Source organism: Caballeronia sp. S22 (genome assembly GCF_964261745.1).
Classification (GTDB): Bacteria; Pseudomonadota; Gammaproteobacteria; order Burkholderiales; family Burkholderiaceae; genus Caballeronia; species Caballeronia jiangsuensis.
Genome location: NZ_OZ180039.1, coordinates 362,428 through 380,755, shown reverse-complemented (window position 1 = coordinate 380,755; position 18,328 = coordinate 362,428). Strand labels below are relative to the sequence as shown.

The 18,328-nt window shown below is 64.3% G+C and carries 16 protein-coding genes and 1 pseudogene; 14 read left to right on the top strand and 3 right to left on the bottom strand.

Going from position 1 to position 18,328, the window contains the following annotated elements:
• Positions 1–11 precede the first annotated feature (11 nt).
• The 4 genes from ACEN42_RS33565 to ACEN42_RS33550 are packed head-to-tail and all read left to right on the top strand — an operon-like array spanning position 12 to position 3,711.
• Positions 12–1,103, top strand: coding sequence for a hypothetical protein (locus ACEN42_RS33565; RefSeq protein ID WP_238287816.1), 1,092 nt, complete (start codon positions 12–14; stop codon positions 1,101–1,103).
• Between the two features lie 34 nt (positions 1,104–1,137).
• Positions 1,138–1,944: a hypothetical protein gene (locus tag ACEN42_RS33560; protein WP_371882957.1), complete on the top strand. Its 807-nt coding sequence runs from the start codon at positions 1,138–1,140 to the stop codon at positions 1,942–1,944.
• Between the two features lie 19 nt (positions 1,945–1,963).
• Complete coding sequence (locus ACEN42_RS33555) at positions 1,964–2,674, top strand: hypothetical protein (RefSeq protein WP_371882956.1); 711 nt, start codon at positions 1,964–1,966, stop codon at positions 2,672–2,674.
• Complete coding sequence (locus ACEN42_RS33550; RefSeq protein ID WP_371882955.1) at positions 2,671–3,711, top strand: DUF4438 domain-containing protein; 1,041 nt, start codon at positions 2,671–2,673, stop codon at positions 3,709–3,711. Before ACEN42_RS33555 ends, ACEN42_RS33550 begins: the two co-directional genes overlap by 4 nt.
• A gap of 375 nt (positions 3,712–4,086) precedes the next feature.
• Here the strand turns inward: ACEN42_RS33550 and ACEN42_RS33545 are convergent, their stop codons facing one another.
• On the bottom strand, positions 4,087–5,259 hold the full coding sequence (locus ACEN42_RS33545; protein ID WP_371882954.1) for a tyrosine-type recombinase/integrase: 1,173 nt from the start codon (positions 5,257–5,259) through the stop codon (positions 4,087–4,089).
• On the opposite strand from ACEN42_RS33545, the pseudogene ACEN42_RS33540 reads away from it, so the two are divergent.
• Positions 5,255–5,812, top strand: a pseudogene (locus ACEN42_RS33540) (DNA-binding protein); the annotation flags it as partial. The gene ACEN42_RS33545 and the pseudogene ACEN42_RS33540 sit on opposite strands and share 5 nt — an antisense overlap.
• A 19-nt stretch (positions 5,813–5,831) precedes the next feature.
• Here ACEN42_RS33540 and ACEN42_RS33535 read toward each other — a convergent pair.
• Complete coding sequence (locus ACEN42_RS33535; RefSeq protein ID WP_029672486.1) at positions 5,832–6,539, bottom strand: TetR/AcrR family transcriptional regulator; 708 nt, start codon at positions 6,537–6,539, stop codon at positions 5,832–5,834.
• A gap of 205 nt (positions 6,540–6,744) precedes the next feature.
• On the opposite strand from ACEN42_RS33535, the gene ACEN42_RS33530 reads away from it, so the two are divergent.
• The 9 genes from ACEN42_RS33530 to ACEN42_RS33490 all read left to right on the top strand — a co-directional run bounded on the left by ACEN42_RS33530 (position 6,745) and on the right by ACEN42_RS33490 (position 16,767).
• Entirely contained in the window at positions 6,745–8,013 is a 1,269-nt protein-coding gene (locus ACEN42_RS33530) for an alpha/beta hydrolase (protein WP_371882953.1), read from the top strand.
• A gap of 36 nt (positions 8,014–8,049) precedes the next feature.
• A complete protein-coding gene (locus ACEN42_RS33525; protein ID WP_371883217.1) occupies positions 8,050–8,922 on the top strand; it encodes a VOC family protein in 873 nt (290 codons plus the stop codon).
• A gap of 32 nt (positions 8,923–8,954) precedes the next feature.
• Positions 8,955–10,673, top strand: a complete 1,719-nt coding sequence (locus ACEN42_RS33520; protein ID WP_371882952.1) for an AMP-binding protein — start codon at positions 8,955–8,957, stop codon at positions 10,671–10,673.
• On the top strand, positions 10,670–11,146 hold the full coding sequence (locus ACEN42_RS33515; RefSeq protein WP_371882951.1) for an acyl-CoA thioesterase: 477 nt from the start codon (positions 10,670–10,672) through the stop codon (positions 11,144–11,146). The genes ACEN42_RS33520 and ACEN42_RS33515 overlap by 4 nt, the downstream gene beginning before the upstream one ends.
• On the top strand, positions 11,143–11,940 hold the full coding sequence (locus ACEN42_RS33510; protein ID WP_250484995.1) for an Asp/Glu racemase: 798 nt from the start codon (positions 11,143–11,145) through the stop codon (positions 11,938–11,940). Before ACEN42_RS33515 ends, ACEN42_RS33510 begins: the two co-directional genes overlap by 4 nt.
• Positions 11,937–13,088: an FAD-dependent monooxygenase gene (locus tag ACEN42_RS33505; protein WP_371882950.1), complete on the top strand. Its 1,152-nt coding sequence runs from the start codon at positions 11,937–11,939 to the stop codon at positions 13,086–13,088. The genes ACEN42_RS33510 and ACEN42_RS33505 overlap by 4 nt, the downstream gene beginning before the upstream one ends.
• 21 nt (positions 13,089–13,109) lie before the next feature.
• A complete protein-coding gene (locus tag ACEN42_RS33500) occupies positions 13,110–14,498 on the top strand; it encodes an MFS transporter (protein WP_371882949.1) in 1,389 nt (462 codons plus the stop codon).
• A gap of 186 nt (positions 14,499–14,684) precedes the next feature.
• Positions 14,685–14,882 carry a DUF2934 domain-containing protein gene (locus ACEN42_RS33495; RefSeq protein WP_371882948.1) on the top strand — a complete coding sequence of 66 codons (198 nt, stop codon included), beginning with the start codon at positions 14,685–14,687 and terminating at the stop codon, positions 14,880–14,882.
• 103 nt (positions 14,883–14,985) lie between these two features.
• On the top strand, positions 14,986–16,767 hold the full coding sequence (locus ACEN42_RS33490; RefSeq protein ID WP_371882947.1) for an ATP-dependent DNA helicase RecQ: 1,782 nt from the start codon (positions 14,986–14,988) through the stop codon (positions 16,765–16,767).
• 109 nt (positions 16,768–16,876) lie between these two features.
• Here ACEN42_RS33490 and ACEN42_RS33485 read toward each other — a convergent pair whose 3' ends face one another.
• Positions 16,877–18,193 carry a Gfo/Idh/MocA family protein gene (locus tag ACEN42_RS33485; RefSeq protein ID WP_371882946.1) on the bottom strand — a complete coding sequence of 439 codons (1,317 nt, stop codon included), beginning with the start codon at positions 18,191–18,193 and terminating at the stop codon, positions 16,877–16,879.
• Between the last annotated feature and the right edge of the window lie 135 nt (positions 18,194–18,328).

The following is an 18,328-nucleotide window of genomic DNA, read 5'->3' as shown; positions in this document are numbered from 1 at the left end:
GGAGCAGGAACATGAGCTTCCAAACGACTGAGACCATCCAGCGGCTTTGGGAAACCTTCTTGCGCGATCAGCTGGCGAGCCTCCCGCCCGACCAGCGCCGCAACTACGAGCAGCAGTTCGAGGAACGCTTTGGCGAACTGCTGCAGAAGGCCGCGAACGGCACGGGCCGCGATGGCTTCCTCGACATGATCGGCTTCGGTGACAAGGGGCCTGTCGAGTTCGACAACGTCTCGTATCCGTACATTCAGCCGGATTTCGACGATGCCGTCGTGCCGAGCCAACTGCACGCCGCCGCCGAGCTGTACTACATCTATCAGCACGAGCGCATGAAGATTTTCCAGGTCGTCGACGTGCTGCTGCACCTCTTTCGGCTCGGCAAGATGCGCATCCAGCGCGGGCCCGGCGCGCACGGCCTCTATTTGCTGCAGAAGTGGACGCCGCTGCGCTACTCGTTCAACGACCGCATGATCGCGTATCGCCGTGCGTTCAACTACGGCACCGCGCAGGCGCCGGCGGGCGCGGTGGTCAACCGCAACTTCCATCGGCAGCTCGTCGGCTTCATGGTGGCGCTCGGGCAGTACTTCCGCGACCTGCTGATCGGCGAGGTCATCCGCGGCGGGCAACTGATCGAACAAAGACCGTTCGGCAGCGTCGCGACGGTGCAGCGCATCGGTCTCGATCTGCGCTATGCGCTGGACCGTTCGACGTACGGCAATATCTTCGCGCTCGCGATGGAAACCGGCCACTACCTGAAGACCGTGCTGCAGTTGCTCGATGCGCCCGACATCAAGAAGGCTTTCGACGCCAACACGAAGTGGGACGTCGTCGAGATCGTGTCGAACCGGCATCTGGGCGGCGTCGCGGAGCCGTCGCAGCGCGCAAAAATGGCGGAGAGCGGAAGGCGCATCCTGCAGTTCATCGCCGATAACGACTTCAAGACGGCCGTCGATCCGATCCTGTTCCAGAGCGTCGTGCGTCCGATGGGCGCGCATGCGGAAGCGTGGCTCGCCGCGTACCGCATGACACCAGAAGGACGAGGCTTCCCCGGCGTCACGCCCGCGCTGAAGAGCGTGCTCGGCGTGCCGCAGCCGGCGAGCGTCTGAGCGCGGCGTCGGGCCTGACACAGGTTGAGATGCCATGCAATCCGACGATCTGTTCGTGCAAGTGCATCGCCGCAAGCTGTGCTGCGTGCTCGACCCCGCGCTGGTGCTCGGCACGCGCCTCGGATTCGAGTTCGCGCTGCGCGTGGCGGCGGTGCTCGAGCCGTGGCTCACGCGCAGCTTCTGGCAGGTCATCGACGCAAGCGAACTGCTGATGCCGCAGCTCGTTGGCGCGGACAGCGCGAACGACCCCCGCGAATTCGACGCCTGGGACGCAAACGACGATCTGACGCGGCCGCTGCCCGCCGCGCTGGAGGCGTGGATCGGATTGCGCGAGCGCACCGATGCGGGCTCGTGGCCATTTCGCTGGGTCGGCGACAACCTCGCGGAATCGCAATTGCAGGCAAGCGCCGACGCAGGTGTGGTGACGCGCTACGAGACGCTCGCCGAATCGCTCGGCGCGCGCGTCGAGCGATTCGGCGATGCGCCGGGCGGCTGGGACCAGACCGACGCGAGCCTCGATGCGCTCGCGTTGTCGGCCGCGCTGGACAGTGCCGTCGTGCTGATGGCGGCGGCGGGCGGCGCGCCGCCCTGGCCGGTGCAGGCGCTCGCGCGCATCGGACGGCCGGCGCAGCTGCTCGATCCGATCCCCGTATCGCATGCGGCGTCGCTGTTCGGCGCGGAGCGCGAGTTGTTGCGCAGCGCCCTCGCGGCGGCGGGGCTCGCGGGCCTCGTGCAGGACTTGCCGCCGCTCGCCGCGCTGCATGTGAATGTCGCTCGGCCGAACGACGGCGCGGGCGGAAATCCTTGGGATCGCGCTCAGGCGTGGTGGTACTTCCTTTGAGCGTTTGCGGAGCGGGAACATGGATGCGCCACTGACTCTGTTCGTCGACGAGATGCTCTCCGACACGCTCGAGACCCGGCTGCGCGAGCAGGACTTCGATCCTGCGCGCGAAATCAACGAATGCGGGCAGGCGTGGATCGACCGGAGTCAGATCAAGGCCTGCAGGGCGTATGACCAGGCGCGGAAGGACCGCGCTCCCGGCAAGACCCTGGGCCGTCTGCGCGGCCGATGCTGGGAGCGGAAGTTCGTGCGCGACCTGTGCGTGGGGCGCTACGTCGCCGATGCCAGCGGACAATTGGTTCGCCGGCAGGTTCCGGCGGGCACCCGTGCCTTGCCCGGCATCGACGTGCGCAATCAGGTGCGCGTGCAGCGGTACGACCGGCGCAGCTCGGTCGCCGACGTGATTCTGAATCCGCACGGGCGCGCCATCGCCTATGAGTACAAGTCGGTTTATGCCCCGCACTACGTCAACGGAGGTCAGCTCAACCGCGACCTGTTGCGCGAGCTCATAGCGGGCCATGTGAGGCAGGTCCGGCGGCAAATCAGACTTACGCGGGCGCGTGGCGCCGTGAACTATCTGCCGCGCAGCGTGCGTCTTGTCTATCGCCTCGACGGACTCGGCCGGGTGCCGCCTGCCATGCGCGCGCAGATGCGCGCGTTCATCATCCGCACCGCGGAGGCCGCGAACATACCCGCACAGATGCTGTCCTTCAGCGGAGACGGGCCATGAACCAGTTGCCCGTCCGCCAGGACGCCGTGCGCGGCCCGCGCATCAACGACGGCAAACTCGTCGCGGTATCGGTCGCGGGGCAGATCGCGCATCCGGTGGGCCGCGAGTCACCCTATCGCATCGGCTACGACGGCGTGCCGCGCGTGCTGCCCGGCACCGGCGGCATTGCGCTGAACAAGCGCATCGGCGATCTGTGCGTGGGACTCGCGGGCGATCATATCGAGCCGGGCGTCGCGCTGCACAACAACAGCCGCGAAGTGATCGGCCCGCGCGATGGACCGAACAACGCGCTTCTGACCTATGCGTGCGTCGGGAATGTCGCGAAGGTGACGAGCGGGCCCTGCACCGGCAAGACCGGCATGGTGACAGGCAAGCACGGCGGTGTGAATCACGTGCTGATCGATTTTCCGACCGATGTCCTGATGACGCTACAGATCGGCGATCGCATGCAGATCGTCTCACATGGGCTCGGCATGCGCCTGACCGATCATCCGCACGTCGACGTGCTCAACTGCTCTCCGCGCCTGCTGCGGCGATGGGGCGTCGTCGAGCAGGATGGCCGGCTGCTCGTGCCCGTCACGCATCTCGTACCGGCGCGAATCATGGGTTCGGGTCTCGGCAAGAACACGGCGTGGCGCGGCGATTACGACATCCAGCTCGCCGATGCCCGGTTGCGCGCGCGTTATCGTCTGGGCAGCCTGCGCTTCGGCGACATGGTCGCGATCATCGATTCCGATACGCGCCGCGGTCCGCTCTATCGGGGCGCGTACGTGACCATCGGCGTCATCGTGCATGGCGACAGCACCGTGGCGGGCCATGGTCCCGGCGTCACCGCGCTCTTGACCGGCCCGGCCAGCGCGCTGCGGCCGTTCAGGCAGGCGCAGGCCAATCTGGCGAATATCTTCGGCATCCGCCGCGCGGTGCCCCCACAAGAGCGCCGCACGTTGTCCGAGCGGGACCGCCGGAAGCGGTGCGTGCTGCGTGAGCCGCCACCGCGCCTCGCGTTCGACGCAGGGCGCGCATCGATGGACGAATGACACGCCCGGCGCGAGGAACGATCGATGGAGACCAAGACCCGGCCCGACGCGCGCCCGAAACGCGGCGATGACTAAGGCAGTCGTTGTCAGTTCTAGGTGGCCCGCAGGGTACGCGAGCAGCTTGCGATGAGCGACGGCATGGACACGGTTGGCGCCATCGTGAAAAGTCTTCCGCATCTTGATCATGCATTCGACCGCGCCGCTCTTTCCCGCCAGGACGAACGTCGCGTCGGCTAGTCGAAATCTGTGCTTCAAGGTCGAGTGCTTCCATGGCGAGTTCATCGCGTCGCGCGGCAAGCGATTTTGGCGTGGCGTCGCACGATTTGGGAAAGGTGCCGCTCTATGCGTAGGATACCGTCGTGCTTCCAAGGTCGGTCACCAGTCGATGCGATGCTTCTCGTCGGTTTCCCGATGGCGTCGGTCGTCATCGACGTGGAGGTAAAGGCTTGTCGTGGTCAATGATGCGTGTCCAAGGTTGTCGCGCACGAGTCGCAAATCGACCTGCTGATCCGCCATATGGGAGCCCGCGCTGTGCCGCAGCCAGTGAGCCGAGGCCTTTTCCAGCAGGTCAGCGCGTGCGGCAGAGGACCGGTCGTGCTCGCGAAGTCTCGCCGCTGCGCCTGCAAACACAGCTTTGACGATCGCGTGCAGGGCGGCGCGAGACAAAGGCGAACAGGTTTCGGTGCCGTGGTTGGCTGCGGTGGCGCCGATCGGCAAGACGAGCGGCGTGTCTTCATTCGGGGAGGGAAGCGCGCTTAAGCCAAGATGTTGCCGATACCGCGAGAGTTCCGTCATCATCTCTCGCGTGGCTGGAACCAACCGTTCCTTGCCGCCTTTACCGTGCACAGTGAGCCACCAGCGCATTGCTCCATCCGCATCGCGCCGGACGAAGAACTGGCCCATCGTGTTGGCACCGACTTCCGCGATGCGCTGGCCACCGAGATAGAGCAGGGTGAAAAGCCACCGCACGCGGGTGGCATGTGCGATCTCGCGCTCGGTCTCGCGCGGCATCGCCGCGATGGTGTCCTTGACCTCCTGCCAGATGCCGGGCTCCAAATAGCGCGTGATAAGTGAGAGCGGGTTACCGGCCAAGTAGCCTGCCCGCACCAACCACGAAAACAGCGCATTCAGAATCACGATCGCCTGGCGTTGGCTGGCGGGCGAGAGCGGACCATAGAACGGTCGCCAGCGCGCATCGCTACGCGCGTGTTCGCGGCCGCCGCCTGCGACCCAGGTTGCCGCTGGTTGCGGATCGGTCAGAAAGTGTTGATAGCGCAGACAGTCCTCGTGGGTGAGCGAGGAGAACGGTTTGCTGAGTACTACGAAGGACCAGAGCAGGAGTCGCTCGGCTTCCTTACGGTAGTTTTCGAAGGTGGTTCTGGTGTCCGTGAAGCGCGACAGCCATGCCCGGATCGCATCGAGGTCGTTGTTCGCGGCGATTTGTGCGCGGCCCGTGACTGCGCGATTTGAACCCGTGCTGCCGTCCAACTCGGACGGAATGACCAGCGTCTCCAGGGGGGAGGGCTGAAGTGAAGGCGAGGGCGGCACGTTCTGGGCGGAATTGCGCGAGAAGAGCCGCGTGCGTATCGAACACCCCGACCTGCCGACGGATCTTAGCGAGGCGGCGGGCGAGTTGATCGGGACCCTGTGGACGCGCGCAACGACGTCCGCCCACGCCGAGCTGACCGCGCTGCGCGACGAGGTCGAAGCACAGCGCGCCGAAGCCGAGCAGAAAGTCGTTGCGGCGCGAGAGGAACTGGGCCGTACAGAAACGGCGCTGGAGCAGCGCACGGCGGCGCTGCTGGCGACCCAGGTCGAGATTCGGGAACTGGAGCGGCAACAGGCACAAGAGGCCGCCACGCGTAAAGCGCTCGAGGCGCAGATCAAGCGTCTCGGCGAGGAGGCGGTCGCGCGTGAGCGCGAACTGGAAAAACTACGCGACACGTTTTCGCGTGACTTGGAGAAGCTGCGCGAGACGGCCAACCGTGCCGAGGAGCGCTTGCGCGCATCGGAAAAGCGGGCGCTCCTGGAAATCGATCGGGAACGCAACGCCACAGCAAAGGCTCAGAAAGAATTGGCCGAGGCGGCCAAGCGGGCAGATGCGCTCTTTCGTTGAAGAATCAGCGACGCTCGGGGATGCTCCCGTCCGACGAGAGACGCCGTTCCAGCATGTCGATATCGTCGCGCAGCAACTGAATCACTGCGGCGGTGCTCGGCTCCCGCAACTGTCTTTCGTTTTCCATTTGCACGGCGTGCAGGGCCATATCGGCGATCTGCTCCGCGACCTGCTCGAGCGAGCGCGGACCGGAAGGCGAATACCACCACGCACTCCAGTTGCACATACCGATGATCGAGAAGGCCGCCACCTTCGCATCCAGCGCGCGAAACTGCCCTTGCTCGATGCCGAATTCGATCGCGTGCTGAAACTGCTCAAGCACCGCTCGGCGCGCCTGCTCCGCCAGTTCGCGTTGCTTTGGCGGCAGGTTGCCTTCGTTTCTCTCCACGACCCGAAACTGTAGCGGATGTGTGAGGATCAATTGCGCATGACGCAATACCAGATGCCGCAGCATGCCTGCCGGATGCTGCATGTGTTCGGGCACCGCCTCTGACGCCAGTTGTCCCGCCGCACGCGTAACCGTCTCCGTGAGCACTTCGAGAATCGCTTCCTTACTCTTGAAATAGTAGTAGAGCGCGGGCCGGCTCACGCCGATCGCATCGGCGATGTCGTTGAAGCTCGTGCCGTCGAAGCCTCGTTCGATGAAAAGGCGCGTCGCCACTTCGAGGATGTTTTCGCGCAAGGCGTCGCTCTTGGTCTGGGTTCGGGTCATACGGCGTTTTTCGACGAATCTGTCAGAAAGAACATCACGATACCTCATTCGGGCGTCGCGCCGTGAGCCCGCCGCTCTTGATGGCAAAGGCACACGTGGCAAACCGCACCGCTCCATGAGTTGACGTATCCGTAAAAACCATAATCAAAAATCGACGACATCGTAAAATAATTCGACTAAGATGTAAAAAAAGGAGATGACCTCGATGAATCGATCTGAACAAATGCGCGTTGGCGGCGCGACCGCAGGATTTCTCAACACCGACTGGAATCCGCGGGATCTGCCGGCGGGCGCCAGCACGCGCAACGTCGTGCTGCGCACGCAGGACGGTGCCGCGACGAGTGGCTCGCTGTATTCGAGCGGTGCAGCGGATACGGTCGTCTGCATCATGCATCCGCGCGAATTCATGGCCTGTCATTACCTGATCCCGGATATCGTCGGGGCGGGCTACGCGGCGTGGACACAGGCGCCGCGCTCGGTGGGCAACGACATGCGCCTCGAACACGAGTTCGCACTTTACGACGTAGCGGCCGGCATGCGATTTCTGCGCGAAGCGGGCTTCAGGCGCGTCGTGCTGCTCGGCAATTCGGGGGGCAGCGGGCTCTACGCGCTCTATGCGCAGCAGTCGAATCTGACGCCGGCGCAGCGCATCGAACGCACGCCGGGCGGACGGCCAACGAAGCTCGCGTCGCTCGACATGCCGCCCGCGGATGGCGTGATATTCGTCGCCCCGCATCCGGGACAGGGCGCGTTGCTGCAAGGCTGCATCGATCCTTCGGTCACGGACGAGAACGATGCGCTCAGCGTCGACGATGCGCTCGATCCGTTCGCGAAGTCCAACGGGTTCGACGCGCCGCCTCGTCCCTCCCACTACGACGCAGCCTTCGTTACACGCTATCGCGCGGCGCAAATCGCGCGGGTGGAACGGCTCGACGCCATCGCGCGCAATCTGATCGACGAGCGCCTCGACGCCCGCGCGCGCGTCAAGTCCGCCGGGGAGGCAGCCGATGCCCGCTCGCGCCGCGTGGCCGCGTACACGCCGCTGATGACCATCTGGCGCACCGATGCCGATCTGCGCTGCTTCGACCTGTCGCTCGATCCGTCCGATCGCCGCTACGGGTCGCTGTGGGGCGCGGACCCGTTCGCATCGAACTACGGCTCGGTCGGCTTTGCCCGATGCTGCTCGCCAGAAGCGTGGCTGTCGACGTGGTCGGGTGTGTCGTCGAACGCGCTGCTATCGAAGACAGCGCCCGCGATCACGCAACCCTCGCTCGTCGTCGAATACACCGGCGATCAGGCGTGCTTCCCGAGTGTCGTCGCGGACATCTACGCGAGCCTCGGTTCGTCGGCGAAATCGCATCGCCGGGTACGTGGCGATCACCACGGCCGGGCGCTTGCCGAAGGCGAAGAGGCGGGCCGCTATATCGCCGGGCGCATCGTGCGCGACTGGCTGCGCGAAACCTTTCCCCAATGAGATCCGCTTGATCAGATACGGAGTACCAATATGAAAATGAGCGACATGCCCGCCGAAGGTCAGGCCCTGCGCCTGCGCGGCGTAGATCACACAGCGCGCCCGACCTGGAGGCTCAAGGAGACCGTCGAGTTTTATCGCGACGTGCTCGGCCTGCCTTTGATCCATACGATTTCCGCGCGTGGATGGGGGCCCGCCACGCATCCGGATTTCCTGCACTTCTTTTTCGATAGCGGCAACGGCAGCACGATCGCGTTTTTCTACTACCTCGGAAGTCGGGAACCCGACACGCTGGATGGAAGGGCGACGCATCCGCCGCGTCCCGACGATCATGTCTTCGATGCCACGCACACGGCCTGGCTGGTCGACACGCAAGAGGAACTGCAAGCGTGGAAGTCACGGCTCGCGTCACGCGGGGTGGAGGTGTCGGTGGAGACGGCCCACGAGGTGATCGAGTCGATCTACTTTCGCGACCCGAACGGCTATTTCATCGAGATCACGCGCAAGCTGCGCGCTTTGGAGCCGCTCGATTCGCACGACGCCGCCGCGACCCTCGAAGCGGCAATCGAACTGGAGACGCGCGAGCGAGGCCTGACTTGCATCGATGAAGTTTGGGCGCGCAAGGCGGCACGCATCGGCGAAGGTCGCGAGACCGACACCGGACACTTGCAGATCTTCGTGCTGAATGTGCCGGAGTTCGCGTCGCTCATCGAAGCGGCGCGCAAGCTGGCTGGCTGCCGTGTCGAAGAGCGGGGCGATTACACGGAAATCAGCGCCGCCGAGCCGGTCTCGTTCGAGCGCCGCGCCCTGGGGCTGAAGCCCGCCGTCTGGTACGGGCTCTTCACCGGCGGACTGAACGGACGCATCGAGCGCTATGACCGCGATGTCGTGCGCATCGCGCCGCGCGGATGAAACGGTACATGGACATGCGGGAGACAGAACACATGAGAGGCATTTTTCACCCGATCGAAGGCGTGATCTATGGTCCGCGCGAGCTTGCGCAAGGCTATTTCGCATCGGGCGCATGGATCGACACGACCCTCGGCGACGCGCTGCGCGCCACGGCCGCGCGTGTGCCCGAGCGGCCCGCCTACATCTCGGACGAAGCGACCATCACGTTCGCGGAACTCGACGAGCGCAGCGAGCGGCTCGCCGCGGCACTGCTCGAGACCGGGCTGCGCCCCGGGGATCGCGCGATCTTCCAGATGGGCACGACGGTCGACACGGCCGTCGCGCTGATGGGCGCATACAAGGCGGGCATCGTGCCCGTGTGCGCGGTGCCGCAATATCGTGAAGTCGAAATCGGCCAGCTTGCGGCGCAGTCGGAACCGCGCGGCTACTTCGTGCAGGCGGATTTCTCGGCTTTCGATCTCGTCGGCTTCGCGCAGCAGATGTTCGGGCGGATCGCATCGCTGGAACATCTCATCGTTGCGCGCGCCAGGGAGACGGAGGTCGGCGCGCGCCATCGCACGATCGACGCGCTCATCGACGCGATGCCGCTATCCCGCGCGCGCGCCGTGCTCGGCGACATCCGCATCGGCAGCGAGGACGTGCTGAGCTTCCAGCTTTCCGGCGGCACGACCGGCGTGCCGAAGATCATTCCGCGTTTTCATGCCGAGTACATCGGTCACGCGCTTGCCTGGATGCGTCACATCGGCATGAGCGAGGCGAGCCGCATGATCTGGTCGCTGCCGTTGCTGCACAACGCAGGTCAGTTGTATGCGTTCGTCTCGACGGTGGCGGCCGGCACGACGACCGTGCTGATGCCGCGCGTAGACATCGCCCGGATGCTGGAGCTGATCGAAACCCATCGCGTGACACACGGGCTTTCCATCGGCCCCGTCGCGCCGCAGATGATCGCGTATCGGGAGATGGCGCGGCACGATCTGTCGTCGTTGCAACTGTTCGGCACGTTGAGCCGCGCCGATTCGCTAGAAGCGCATCTCGGCGTGCCGTGCTTCAACCTGTACGGCACGACGGAAGGGCTGCTGATGGGTGCGGGACCGGCACATGCCCCTCAGTTGCGGCATTTCACACAAGGCCTGTCGGGTTGCCCGGCGGACGAGATCCGCGTGCTCGTGCCCGGCACGGACGAACCCGCGACGGAGGGCGAGGCAGGCGAGTTGTGCTTTCGCGGACCATCGAGTCTGCGCGGCTACTTCCGCGCACCCGAGGCGACCGCGCAGACGCTGGCGCCCGACGGCTTCGTGCGCACCGGCGACATGGTGACGCAAAGGCTGATCGATGGCGTGCGCTGCTTCGCGTTCGAAGGGCGGTTGCGCGACAACATCAATCGCGGCGGCGAGAAGATCGGCTGTGAGGAAGTCGAGGCGTACGTGAGCCACCATCCGGCGGTTGCGGATGCGAAGCTTGTCGCCATGCCCGATGCGCTGTACGGCGAGAAGGCCTGCGTCTATCTGATCCTGCGCGCGGGCCATACTGCGCCGACGGTGCGGCAGCTTGCCGATTTCCTCGTCGCTCAGGGGCTTGCCAAGTTCAAGTGTCCCGAACGCATCGAGATCGTCGACGAGTTTCCGGTGACGCGCGTGGGCAAGGTCGACAAGACGGCCCTGCGCCGCGACGTCGCCGCGCGGATGGCGCAAGAGCAGCCCGCACACGCCTCGGATGCCGCTGCGCCGGGCATCGCGAAGGAGGGCGCATGACCGGCACCGAATACGTCGCGCTCACGCAGCCGTTCGTCGTGCGCCGTCGCGTACGCTGGGGCGAGTGCGATCCGGCGGGCGTCGTCTACACCGCTTCGTTTTCCGATTACGTCATCTCGTTCGCGGAGCTCTTCCACGGCTTTCTACTCGATGGCGCGCCGCAGGCGGTGAAGAACCATCACGGTTTCGGCACACCCACGCGCGCGCTCGAATTCGACTTTCGCCGCTCGCTCAGACCCGACGAGACCTTCGACGCGACGGTGGAAGTCGAATCGATCCGCACCCGCACGTTCACGCTTGTTATCACCGCGCGCATGACCGATGGCGAGATCGCCTTCATTGCGCGCCTCACACCGGCATGCATTCGCCGCGACGCGCGCGAATCGATCGAGATGCCCGTCGTGTTGCGCGACGCGCTGGAACAGTATCAGGCGCGCTGCGCCGAACACCCTGACGCAGGAGAAACCGAATGACGCAGGCAACATCCCGCACGTATCGGATCGGCCAGATCGTGCCGAGCTCGAATACGACGATGGAGACCGAGGTTCCCGCGATGCTGCGCGCGCGCGAAAGCATCTTGCCGGAGCGCTTCACGTTCCACTCGAGCCGCATGCGCATGCATCGCGTGGTCAAGGAAGAGCTGGAGGCGATGAATCGCGAGGGTCTGCGCTGCGCGGCCGAACTCGCCGATGCGCGCGTCGATGTGATGAGCACCGCGTGCCTCGTCGCCATCATGGCGATGGGGCCGGGCTATCACCGGCAGGTCGAGCAGGACCTGCGGCGCATCGCACGCGAGAACCACTGCGAGGCGCCCGTGATGACGTCGGCGGGTGCGCTCGTCGCGGGTCTCAAGACGATGGGCGCGCGCAAGATCGCGCTCATGGCGCCGTACATGAAGCCGCTGACGGCGGCTGTCGTCGCGTATATCGAGGAAGAAGGCATCGAAGTACTGGATGCACTGTCGTTCGAGATTCCGGACAACCTCGAAGTCGGTCGCCGCGATCCGCTGCAACTGCTCGACGATGTCCGACGGCTCCATATCGCGAATGCCGATGCGGTCGTACTGTCGGCCTGCGTGCAGATGCCGTCGCTCGCCGCGATCCAGATCGCGCAGGACAGGCTCGGCGTGCCGGTCACGTCCACGGCCGTCTGCACGGTGCGGCAGATGCTCGATCATCTCGGCCTCGCGCCCATCGTTCCGGATGCCGGGGCGCTGCTTGGCGAGTCCGCGCGTCATTTCACGGAAATGCTGAGGAAAACATCATGAAGATCGCGGTGATTGGCGGCGGCCCCGCCGGACTGTATTTCTCGATGCTGATGAAGCAGCGTCATCCCGGCGACGAAATCGTCGTTCACGAACGCAACGAGGCGGGCGCGACTTACGGCTGGGGCGTGGTGTTCTCCGACGTCGCGCTGAGCTTTCTGAAGGAAGCCGACGAAGCGTTCTTTCGCAGGTTCACGGCGCATCACGAGCGCTGCGACTATATGGAGATCGTGCATCGCGGCGTGCCGGTGCGTCTGTCGAATAACCATTTTTCGCGCACATCGCGCATCGATTTGCTGAACGTGTTGCAGCAGGCGTGCCGCGACACGGGCGTGGACGTGCGCTACGGCAGTTGCATGAACGAACCGGCCGCACTGGAACATTACGACGTCGTCGTCGCCGCGGACGGCGTGAACAGCGAAGTGCGCGCGCGGCTTGCCGAACACTTCCAGCCGAGCTTCGACGAGCGGCGCAACAAGTTCGCGTGGTACGGCACGACGCGTCTGTTTCATCCGGTGTCGCTGATCTTCCGCGACACGCCGCATGGCGTGTTCATCGCGCATGCCTACCAGTACAGCAAGACGCATTCGACTTTTCTCGTCGAGGTCGATCCGCAGACGTGGCGGCGTTGCGGGCTGGACACTGCCACCGAGGATGAGAGTCGCGCGTTCTGCGAGGAAGTCTTCGCGGAAGACCTGCAAGGCGAGCCGCTGTTGACGAATCGCTCGCAATGGTTTCAGGCCAAAGTAGTCAGCAATGCGCGCTGGTCGCACGGCAACGTGGTGCTGCTCGGCGACGCACTGCGCAGCGTGCATTTCTCGCTCGGCTCGGGCACGCGCATGGCGATGCAGGACGCGATCGCGCTGTGCGAAGCGCTGTCGGTTCATCGCGATGACGTTCCCGCTGCCTTCGCTGCTTTCGAGGCGAGCCGGAAGGACGCTTCGAATCGCTTTCAGGACGCGGCGCGCAAGAGTCTCGACTGGTACGAGTCCGTCGATACCCGCATGAACCTCGATCCCGTCAGCTTCGCCTACGACTACATGCGACGCACCGGGCGGGTCAGTCACGAAGACCTTCGCGAGCGCGATCCCGCGTTCATCGAGCAGGTGGAAGCCATCGCCGCCGGCAAAGCGCAAACCGCGCACGTCTGAGCATCACGTCAAGGAGACTTCATGGACGCCAACGAATTGCGGCGTGAGCCGGTGAACGTGCGCGACATCATTGACGAGGCGCGCGTGTCGCGCTTCCAGATCATGATCGGACTGCTGTGCTTTCTGATCGTGGCGCTGGATGGATTCGATATCGCCATCATCGGCTTTATCGCGCCGCATGTGCGCAGCGACTGGAACCTGTCGGTGATGGCGCTCGGACCGCTTTTCAGCGCCGGTCTGCTCGGTCTGATGCTGGGCGCTTTCCTGAGCGGGCCGTTGGCGGACCGCATAGGGCGGCGCGGCGTGCTGATCCTGTCGGTCGGGTGGTTTGGCGCGGCGTGCCTCGCATCGGCGGCCGCGCCGGACATCGTGTGGCTGGTCGCGCTGCGGTTCCTGACCGGCTTCGGACTGGGCGGCGCGATGCCGAATGCAATCACGCTCACATCGGAACTCAGTCCGGAGCGGCGGCGCGGTACCTTGCTGACCTTGATGTTCTGCGGCTTCTCGCTGGGCTCCGCGCTTGGCGGCGTGGTCACGGCGTACCTGGTCGCGGAGTTCGGCTGGCGAGGCGTGCTGATCATCGGCGGGCTGCTTCCGTTGATGCTTGCGCCGGTCTTGTGGCTCGCGTTGCCCGAATCGGTTCGCTTCCTCGCGCTCGGCAAGGGAAACGAAATGCGTATCGCAGCGATCCTGAAACGCGTGGCGCCCGATCGCGCGGCAGCCGAGCAACGCTACTTCGCATCCGACGAGCGGGCCAGTGCTTCGCCCGTCAGGCGGCTCTTCGATCCCGATTATCGGCGCGGCACGCTGCTATTGTGGCTCGCGTTCTTCATGAGCCTGCTGCTCCTCTACATGCTGATCAACTGGCTCCCGATTCTCGGAGCGCGTTCGGGCCTGTCCCTCAAACAGGCGTCGGTTTTCGCGGGCCTGCTGCAAGGCGGAGGCGTGCTTGGGGCGATCGTACTGGGCGTCATGATCGACCGGTTCGACGCCTACAAGGTCGTGAGCGCGGCTTATCTCATTGGCGCGGCGGCGGTCGCATCGCTCGCGGTTGCGGGCTCGGCCTGGTGGCTTGCCGCGTGCATCTTCCTGACGGGTTTTTGCGTGAGCGGCTCGCAGGTTTGCGCGAATGTCATCGCATCGGGTTTCTATCCGACATCGAGCCGGGCGACGGGCGTGGCCTGGGCGCTCGGCGTCGGGCGAATCGGTGCGATCGCGGGATCGTTTGGTGGCGCGTTGATGCTGTCAGCGGGCTGGTCCAACGCAGCGCTCTATCTCATCCTGGCAGTCCCCGCGACACTGTCCGGCGCGGGTATCTTCTTCGCCGGCGCCCGTCGAGCGCGGATAACGGCGGCTTCGTCTGGCGCGGACGCTGCACTGGACATGCCCGGTACCGAGATGGGCTCGTAGCCGATCCGCCGCTTCGGTCGGCATTGCCTTTCAGGCGGCGCCGACCGAGAAGCGGATTCCTGCAGGCAATTTGCGCAAGGTCTTTCCGAAAGACGGGCGCAGGGAACGCACGCGGCACGATCGTTGCGTCATCGTCGTGCAAGCTTCGATCCGGCGGCGACATTGCCGCATTCCAGGGAGAAGGTCATGGATGATCAGAAAGAGCAAGACCGCATTCGTCGTCGTGCCTATGAGATATGGGAGCGGGAAGGCTCCCCTGAGGGGCGCGCGGAGGAGTTCTGGGAGCAGGCAGTAGCGTCGATCAGCGCAGAGGACGCGCAAGGCGTAACTCCGAGCAATGCCGCCGCGGACGAGCCTGTACAACAGGAAAGGACCAGCGAGTAGATCACTCGTCGTAAGAATCGGACTTCCGCTACTTACATGGCGCGCAGAATGGGTCTGCTCGTCTAATGCTCGAGCCTGGTACAACCTCGAACGATCGACTCGTATGCATCCGACTATGACGCCCGCGCGCAAGCCGCTCGACCGGGAACTGGAAATTGCGCAGCGCCGCGTCTTCGGTTTTCCGAATCTGCGAGCAGGCCAGGAAGACGTCATTCGCAGCGTGATGGACGGGCACGATACCTTGGCGGTCATGCCTACCGGCGCGGGCAAGTCGCTCTGTTACCAACTGCCAGCGCTGCAATTCGAAGGCATGACGATCATCGTATCGCCGCTGATATCGCTCATGCGCGATCAGGCAACGAAGTTGACCGAAGCCGGCATTGCAAATGCGGTGCTCAACAGCGCGCTCTCGGCGAGCGAACTGCACGATGCAATGGATGCTCTCTCCAGACACGCATTGCGCATGCTTTTCGTTACACCGGAACGTCTGGTCGATACGGAGTTTCTCGCGGATCTCAAGGGATTGGATGTGCCCGAGATCGCGCTGGTAGTCGTCGACGAGGCGCACTGCATCTCCCAGTGGGGGCACGATTTTCGTCCCGCGTATGTCGAACTGATTCAGGCGATAAAGTTATTGGGCCGCCCGCCGGTACTCGCACTCACCGCAACGGCGACGCCTGCGGTCATGACCGATATCATGCGCGAGCTTCAGATGCGGCAGGCCAATGTCATTCATACGGGCGTCTATCGCGACAATCTGCGTTTCGCCGTCGAACAAATGACGAACCCCGAGGATAGGCGCAAGCGCGCCGTAGAGTTGGCGTGCAGCGAGAAGGGCAGCGGCATCGTCTATTGTGCGACCGTCGCGGAATGCGAGGCGCTTCATGCGGCCCTGATCGAAGCGGGCGTGGAAGCCGAGCGTTATCACGGCAAGCTCGCGGCAAGCGTGCGATCGGCGTCACAGGATGCTTTCATGGAGGACCGCGCGCGTGTAATGGTCGCAACCAATGCGTTCGGTATGGGCATCGACAAGCCCGATATCCGCTTCGTCATCCATGCGCAGATGCCGGGCAGTCTCGATGCGTACTATCAGGAAGCAGGCCGCAGTGGACGCGACGGCGAGCCGGCCTGCTGCACGTTGCTGTTCGAACTGAAGGACAAGCAGGTGCAGCAGTTTTTTCTGAGCGGCCGCTATCCCAGTGCGCAGACCATCGAACGCGTTGCGCGGACCGTGCGTGAACTCGCGAACGAAACGAGCAGCAAGACGCTGGAGAAGCCGCTCGAGCGCCTGCGTCACGCGTTGCCTGACGTGGGCGCGAACAAGTTGCGCGTTGCGGCAACTTTGCTTCACGATATCGGCATGACGCGCCGCACGCGCCACGGTGGCATGAAGCTGACCGATGAGGACGGCAGCAAGGCCGAGGCGAAACTCGGCGATGCATCGCACGCCTATGCAGCGCGCGCTGAGCGAGACCGGGACGTGCTGAAACGCATGATCAGCTATGCGCAAAGCGCCCAGTGCCGCTGGCGCATTCTGCTCGACTACTTCGCGCACAACACGGACTCCGCATCGGACGTTCGCTACGCCCCGCCCGATGATGAACTCGGCGATAAGACATGTGGTGCATGCGATAACTGCCTGCATCCACCGGAAGTGATGGAGAGCCCACGCGAGCTTGTCGAACACGCCCGAAAGGAAGAAGAGACAAAGCCCAAGCGGACGATGCCGACATTCGAGCGAGGCGAACGAGTCGTCGTGCGTCGCTATGGCGAAGGTATTGTCGAAATGGTCAGCGGCGAAAGCGTGGCTGTGCGTTTTCCTCACGACGAGACGCGCACGTTCATCGCGCGCTATTTGAAACGAAGTCGCACCGCGTCGTCATGAGGCCCGCCAAGGGTATCTCACGTTCGGACTCGCTTGCCGCTGCGGAATGCGCGATCAGAATGATCCCGGACGTGTCCTCGTCCGCACAAAGGGAGAATCGCAGAACTTCTCAAAACTCTTCCATCTGCGGATCGGGGCCGCGTGTCGGGACTGCGGGCGCGGCGAGCCTGATTGCGCGGCCGGTGCGCGCGGATTCGTATATCGCCTCGATGATGCGCTGATCCTGTAAGCCTTCTTCGCCCGGTGTGTGCGGCACGATGTCATCTTTCACGCACACCGACATGTGATCGATCTCGCGCGCGAACTGATTCTGCGGATCGATCTGCACTTCGGTGGTCGCGCTCTTGCCGTCCAGCAATGTGCCGTGCCGCATGCGCAATCCGTTGTAGCCGAACGCCGGATCCATCTCCACCCAGCCCTGCGCGCCCTGCAGCCTGAAGAAACGGGACTCGTGACTTGCATAGCTCGACATGCACGTCGCCGTCAGTCCGCTTGGAAATCGCAGGATGAAGTGCACGGACGCCTCCACTTCGACAAAGCGTGGATCGGACTCCGGCCGATACACCGTCGCGATGACTTCCTGCGGCTCCTCGCCGGAAAGAAAGCGCACTGCATTCAGGCAGTAAAGCCCGATATCGGGCAATGCACCGCCGCCTGCCAGCGCTTTGTTCAATCGCCATTGCGACGGATCGCCGACGTTCTGTGAATTGCCCGCGATGAACTCGCGCAGCGGCCCAAGTTGCCTGTCCTTCACCATCTTCGCGATCATGCGATCCATCGGCTCGTATTGGCTGCGATATGCGATCATGAGTTTGCGGTTCGCGCGCTTCATCGCGTCGACCATTGCCTGGCAATCGGCGACGCTGTTCGCCATGGGCTTTTCGCAGAGCACGTGCTTGCCGATCTTCGCGGCACGCAACGTAAATTCCTTGTGCATGCCGTTGGGTAAGACGATGTAGACGACCTGCACGCGCGGGTTCTCGGCGAGGCGCTCGAAACTCTGATAGTCGTGGACGTCAGCCTCCGGCACGCCGTACTGGTGCGCGACGCGCAGCGCCTTCGTGCGATCGCCCGAAACCAGCGCGGAGACCTTCGAGTATTTGCACTGCGCGAGCGCGGGCAGGATCTGGTTGAGCGACAGTCGACCGAGTCCGACGATCGCGTAACCGATGCGATCGTCGGGCGGCAGGTTGGCGTCCGGCGTCTCTTCCTTCTGCTCGGTGTTCGGATCCTGAATCAGCGGGAGCTTGACTTGATTGGCGTCGGCGCCCGTCGGACCGGCAGCCCACGCGCTGCCGGCCGAAGCGGCGGTGAGCGCAACCGCGATGCCCGCGCTTCCGCGTAACAGGAACGAGCGCCGCCCGGTTTCTGGCGGAGTGGAAGTCGATTCGGATTCAGCGAGCGTAGGGTCGGTGCGGACAGGCATCGGAGGCTCCAGGGATAGGCGTGATGCGGCAGGGCCGTCCGGTGGAAATCGGCCGTCGCGATGTTGCGACAGTGTCAGCATTGACCGTGCCGTCGGCTCGTCGACTGCGGGTGAGGCTGTTTTTTTTGGGGAACC

Excerpts from the sequence above, each read along its gene's own strand:
- ACEN42_RS33565 (WP_238287816.1), top strand. The coding sequence starts at position 12 with ATGAGCTTCCAAACGACTGAGACCATCCAGCGGCTTTGGGAAACCTTC.
- ACEN42_RS33560 (WP_371882957.1), top strand. The coding sequence starts at position 1,138 with ATGCAATCCGACGATCTGTTCGTGCAAGTGCATCGCCGCAAGCTGTGC.
- ACEN42_RS33555 (WP_371882956.1), top strand. The coding sequence starts at position 1,964 with ATGGATGCGCCACTGACTCTGTTCGTCGACGAGATGCTCTCCGACACG.
- ACEN42_RS33550 (WP_371882955.1), top strand. The coding sequence starts at position 2,671 with ATGAACCAGTTGCCCGTCCGCCAGGACGCCGTGCGCGGCCCGCGCATC.
- ACEN42_RS33535 (WP_029672486.1), bottom strand. The coding sequence starts at position 6,539 with ATGACCCGAACCCAGACCAAGAGCGACGCCTTGCGCGAAAACATCCTC.
- ACEN42_RS33530 (WP_371882953.1), top strand. The coding sequence starts at position 6,745 with ATGAATCGATCTGAACAAATGCGCGTTGGCGGCGCGACCGCAGGATTT.
- ACEN42_RS33525 (WP_371883217.1), top strand. The coding sequence starts at position 8,050 with ATGAGCGACATGCCCGCCGAAGGTCAGGCCCTGCGCCTGCGCGGCGTA.
- ACEN42_RS33520 (WP_371882952.1), top strand. The coding sequence starts at position 8,955 with ATGAGAGGCATTTTTCACCCGATCGAAGGCGTGATCTATGGTCCGCGC.
- ACEN42_RS33515 (WP_371882951.1), top strand. The coding sequence starts at position 10,670 with ATGACCGGCACCGAATACGTCGCGCTCACGCAGCCGTTCGTCGTGCGC.
- ACEN42_RS33510 (WP_250484995.1), top strand. The coding sequence starts at position 11,143 with ATGACGCAGGCAACATCCCGCACGTATCGGATCGGCCAGATCGTGCCG.
- ACEN42_RS33505 (WP_371882950.1), top strand. The coding sequence starts at position 11,937 with ATGAAGATCGCGGTGATTGGCGGCGGCCCCGCCGGACTGTATTTCTCG.
- ACEN42_RS33500 (WP_371882949.1), top strand. The coding sequence starts at position 13,110 with ATGGACGCCAACGAATTGCGGCGTGAGCCGGTGAACGTGCGCGACATC.
- ACEN42_RS33495 (WP_371882948.1), top strand. The coding sequence starts at position 14,685 with ATGGATGATCAGAAAGAGCAAGACCGCATTCGTCGTCGTGCCTATGAG.
- ACEN42_RS33490 (WP_371882947.1), top strand. The coding sequence starts at position 14,986 with ATGCATCCGACTATGACGCCCGCGCGCAAGCCGCTCGACCGGGAACTG.
- ACEN42_RS33485 (WP_371882946.1), bottom strand. The coding sequence starts at position 18,193 with ATGCCTGTCCGCACCGACCCTACGCTCGCTGAATCCGAATCGACTTCC.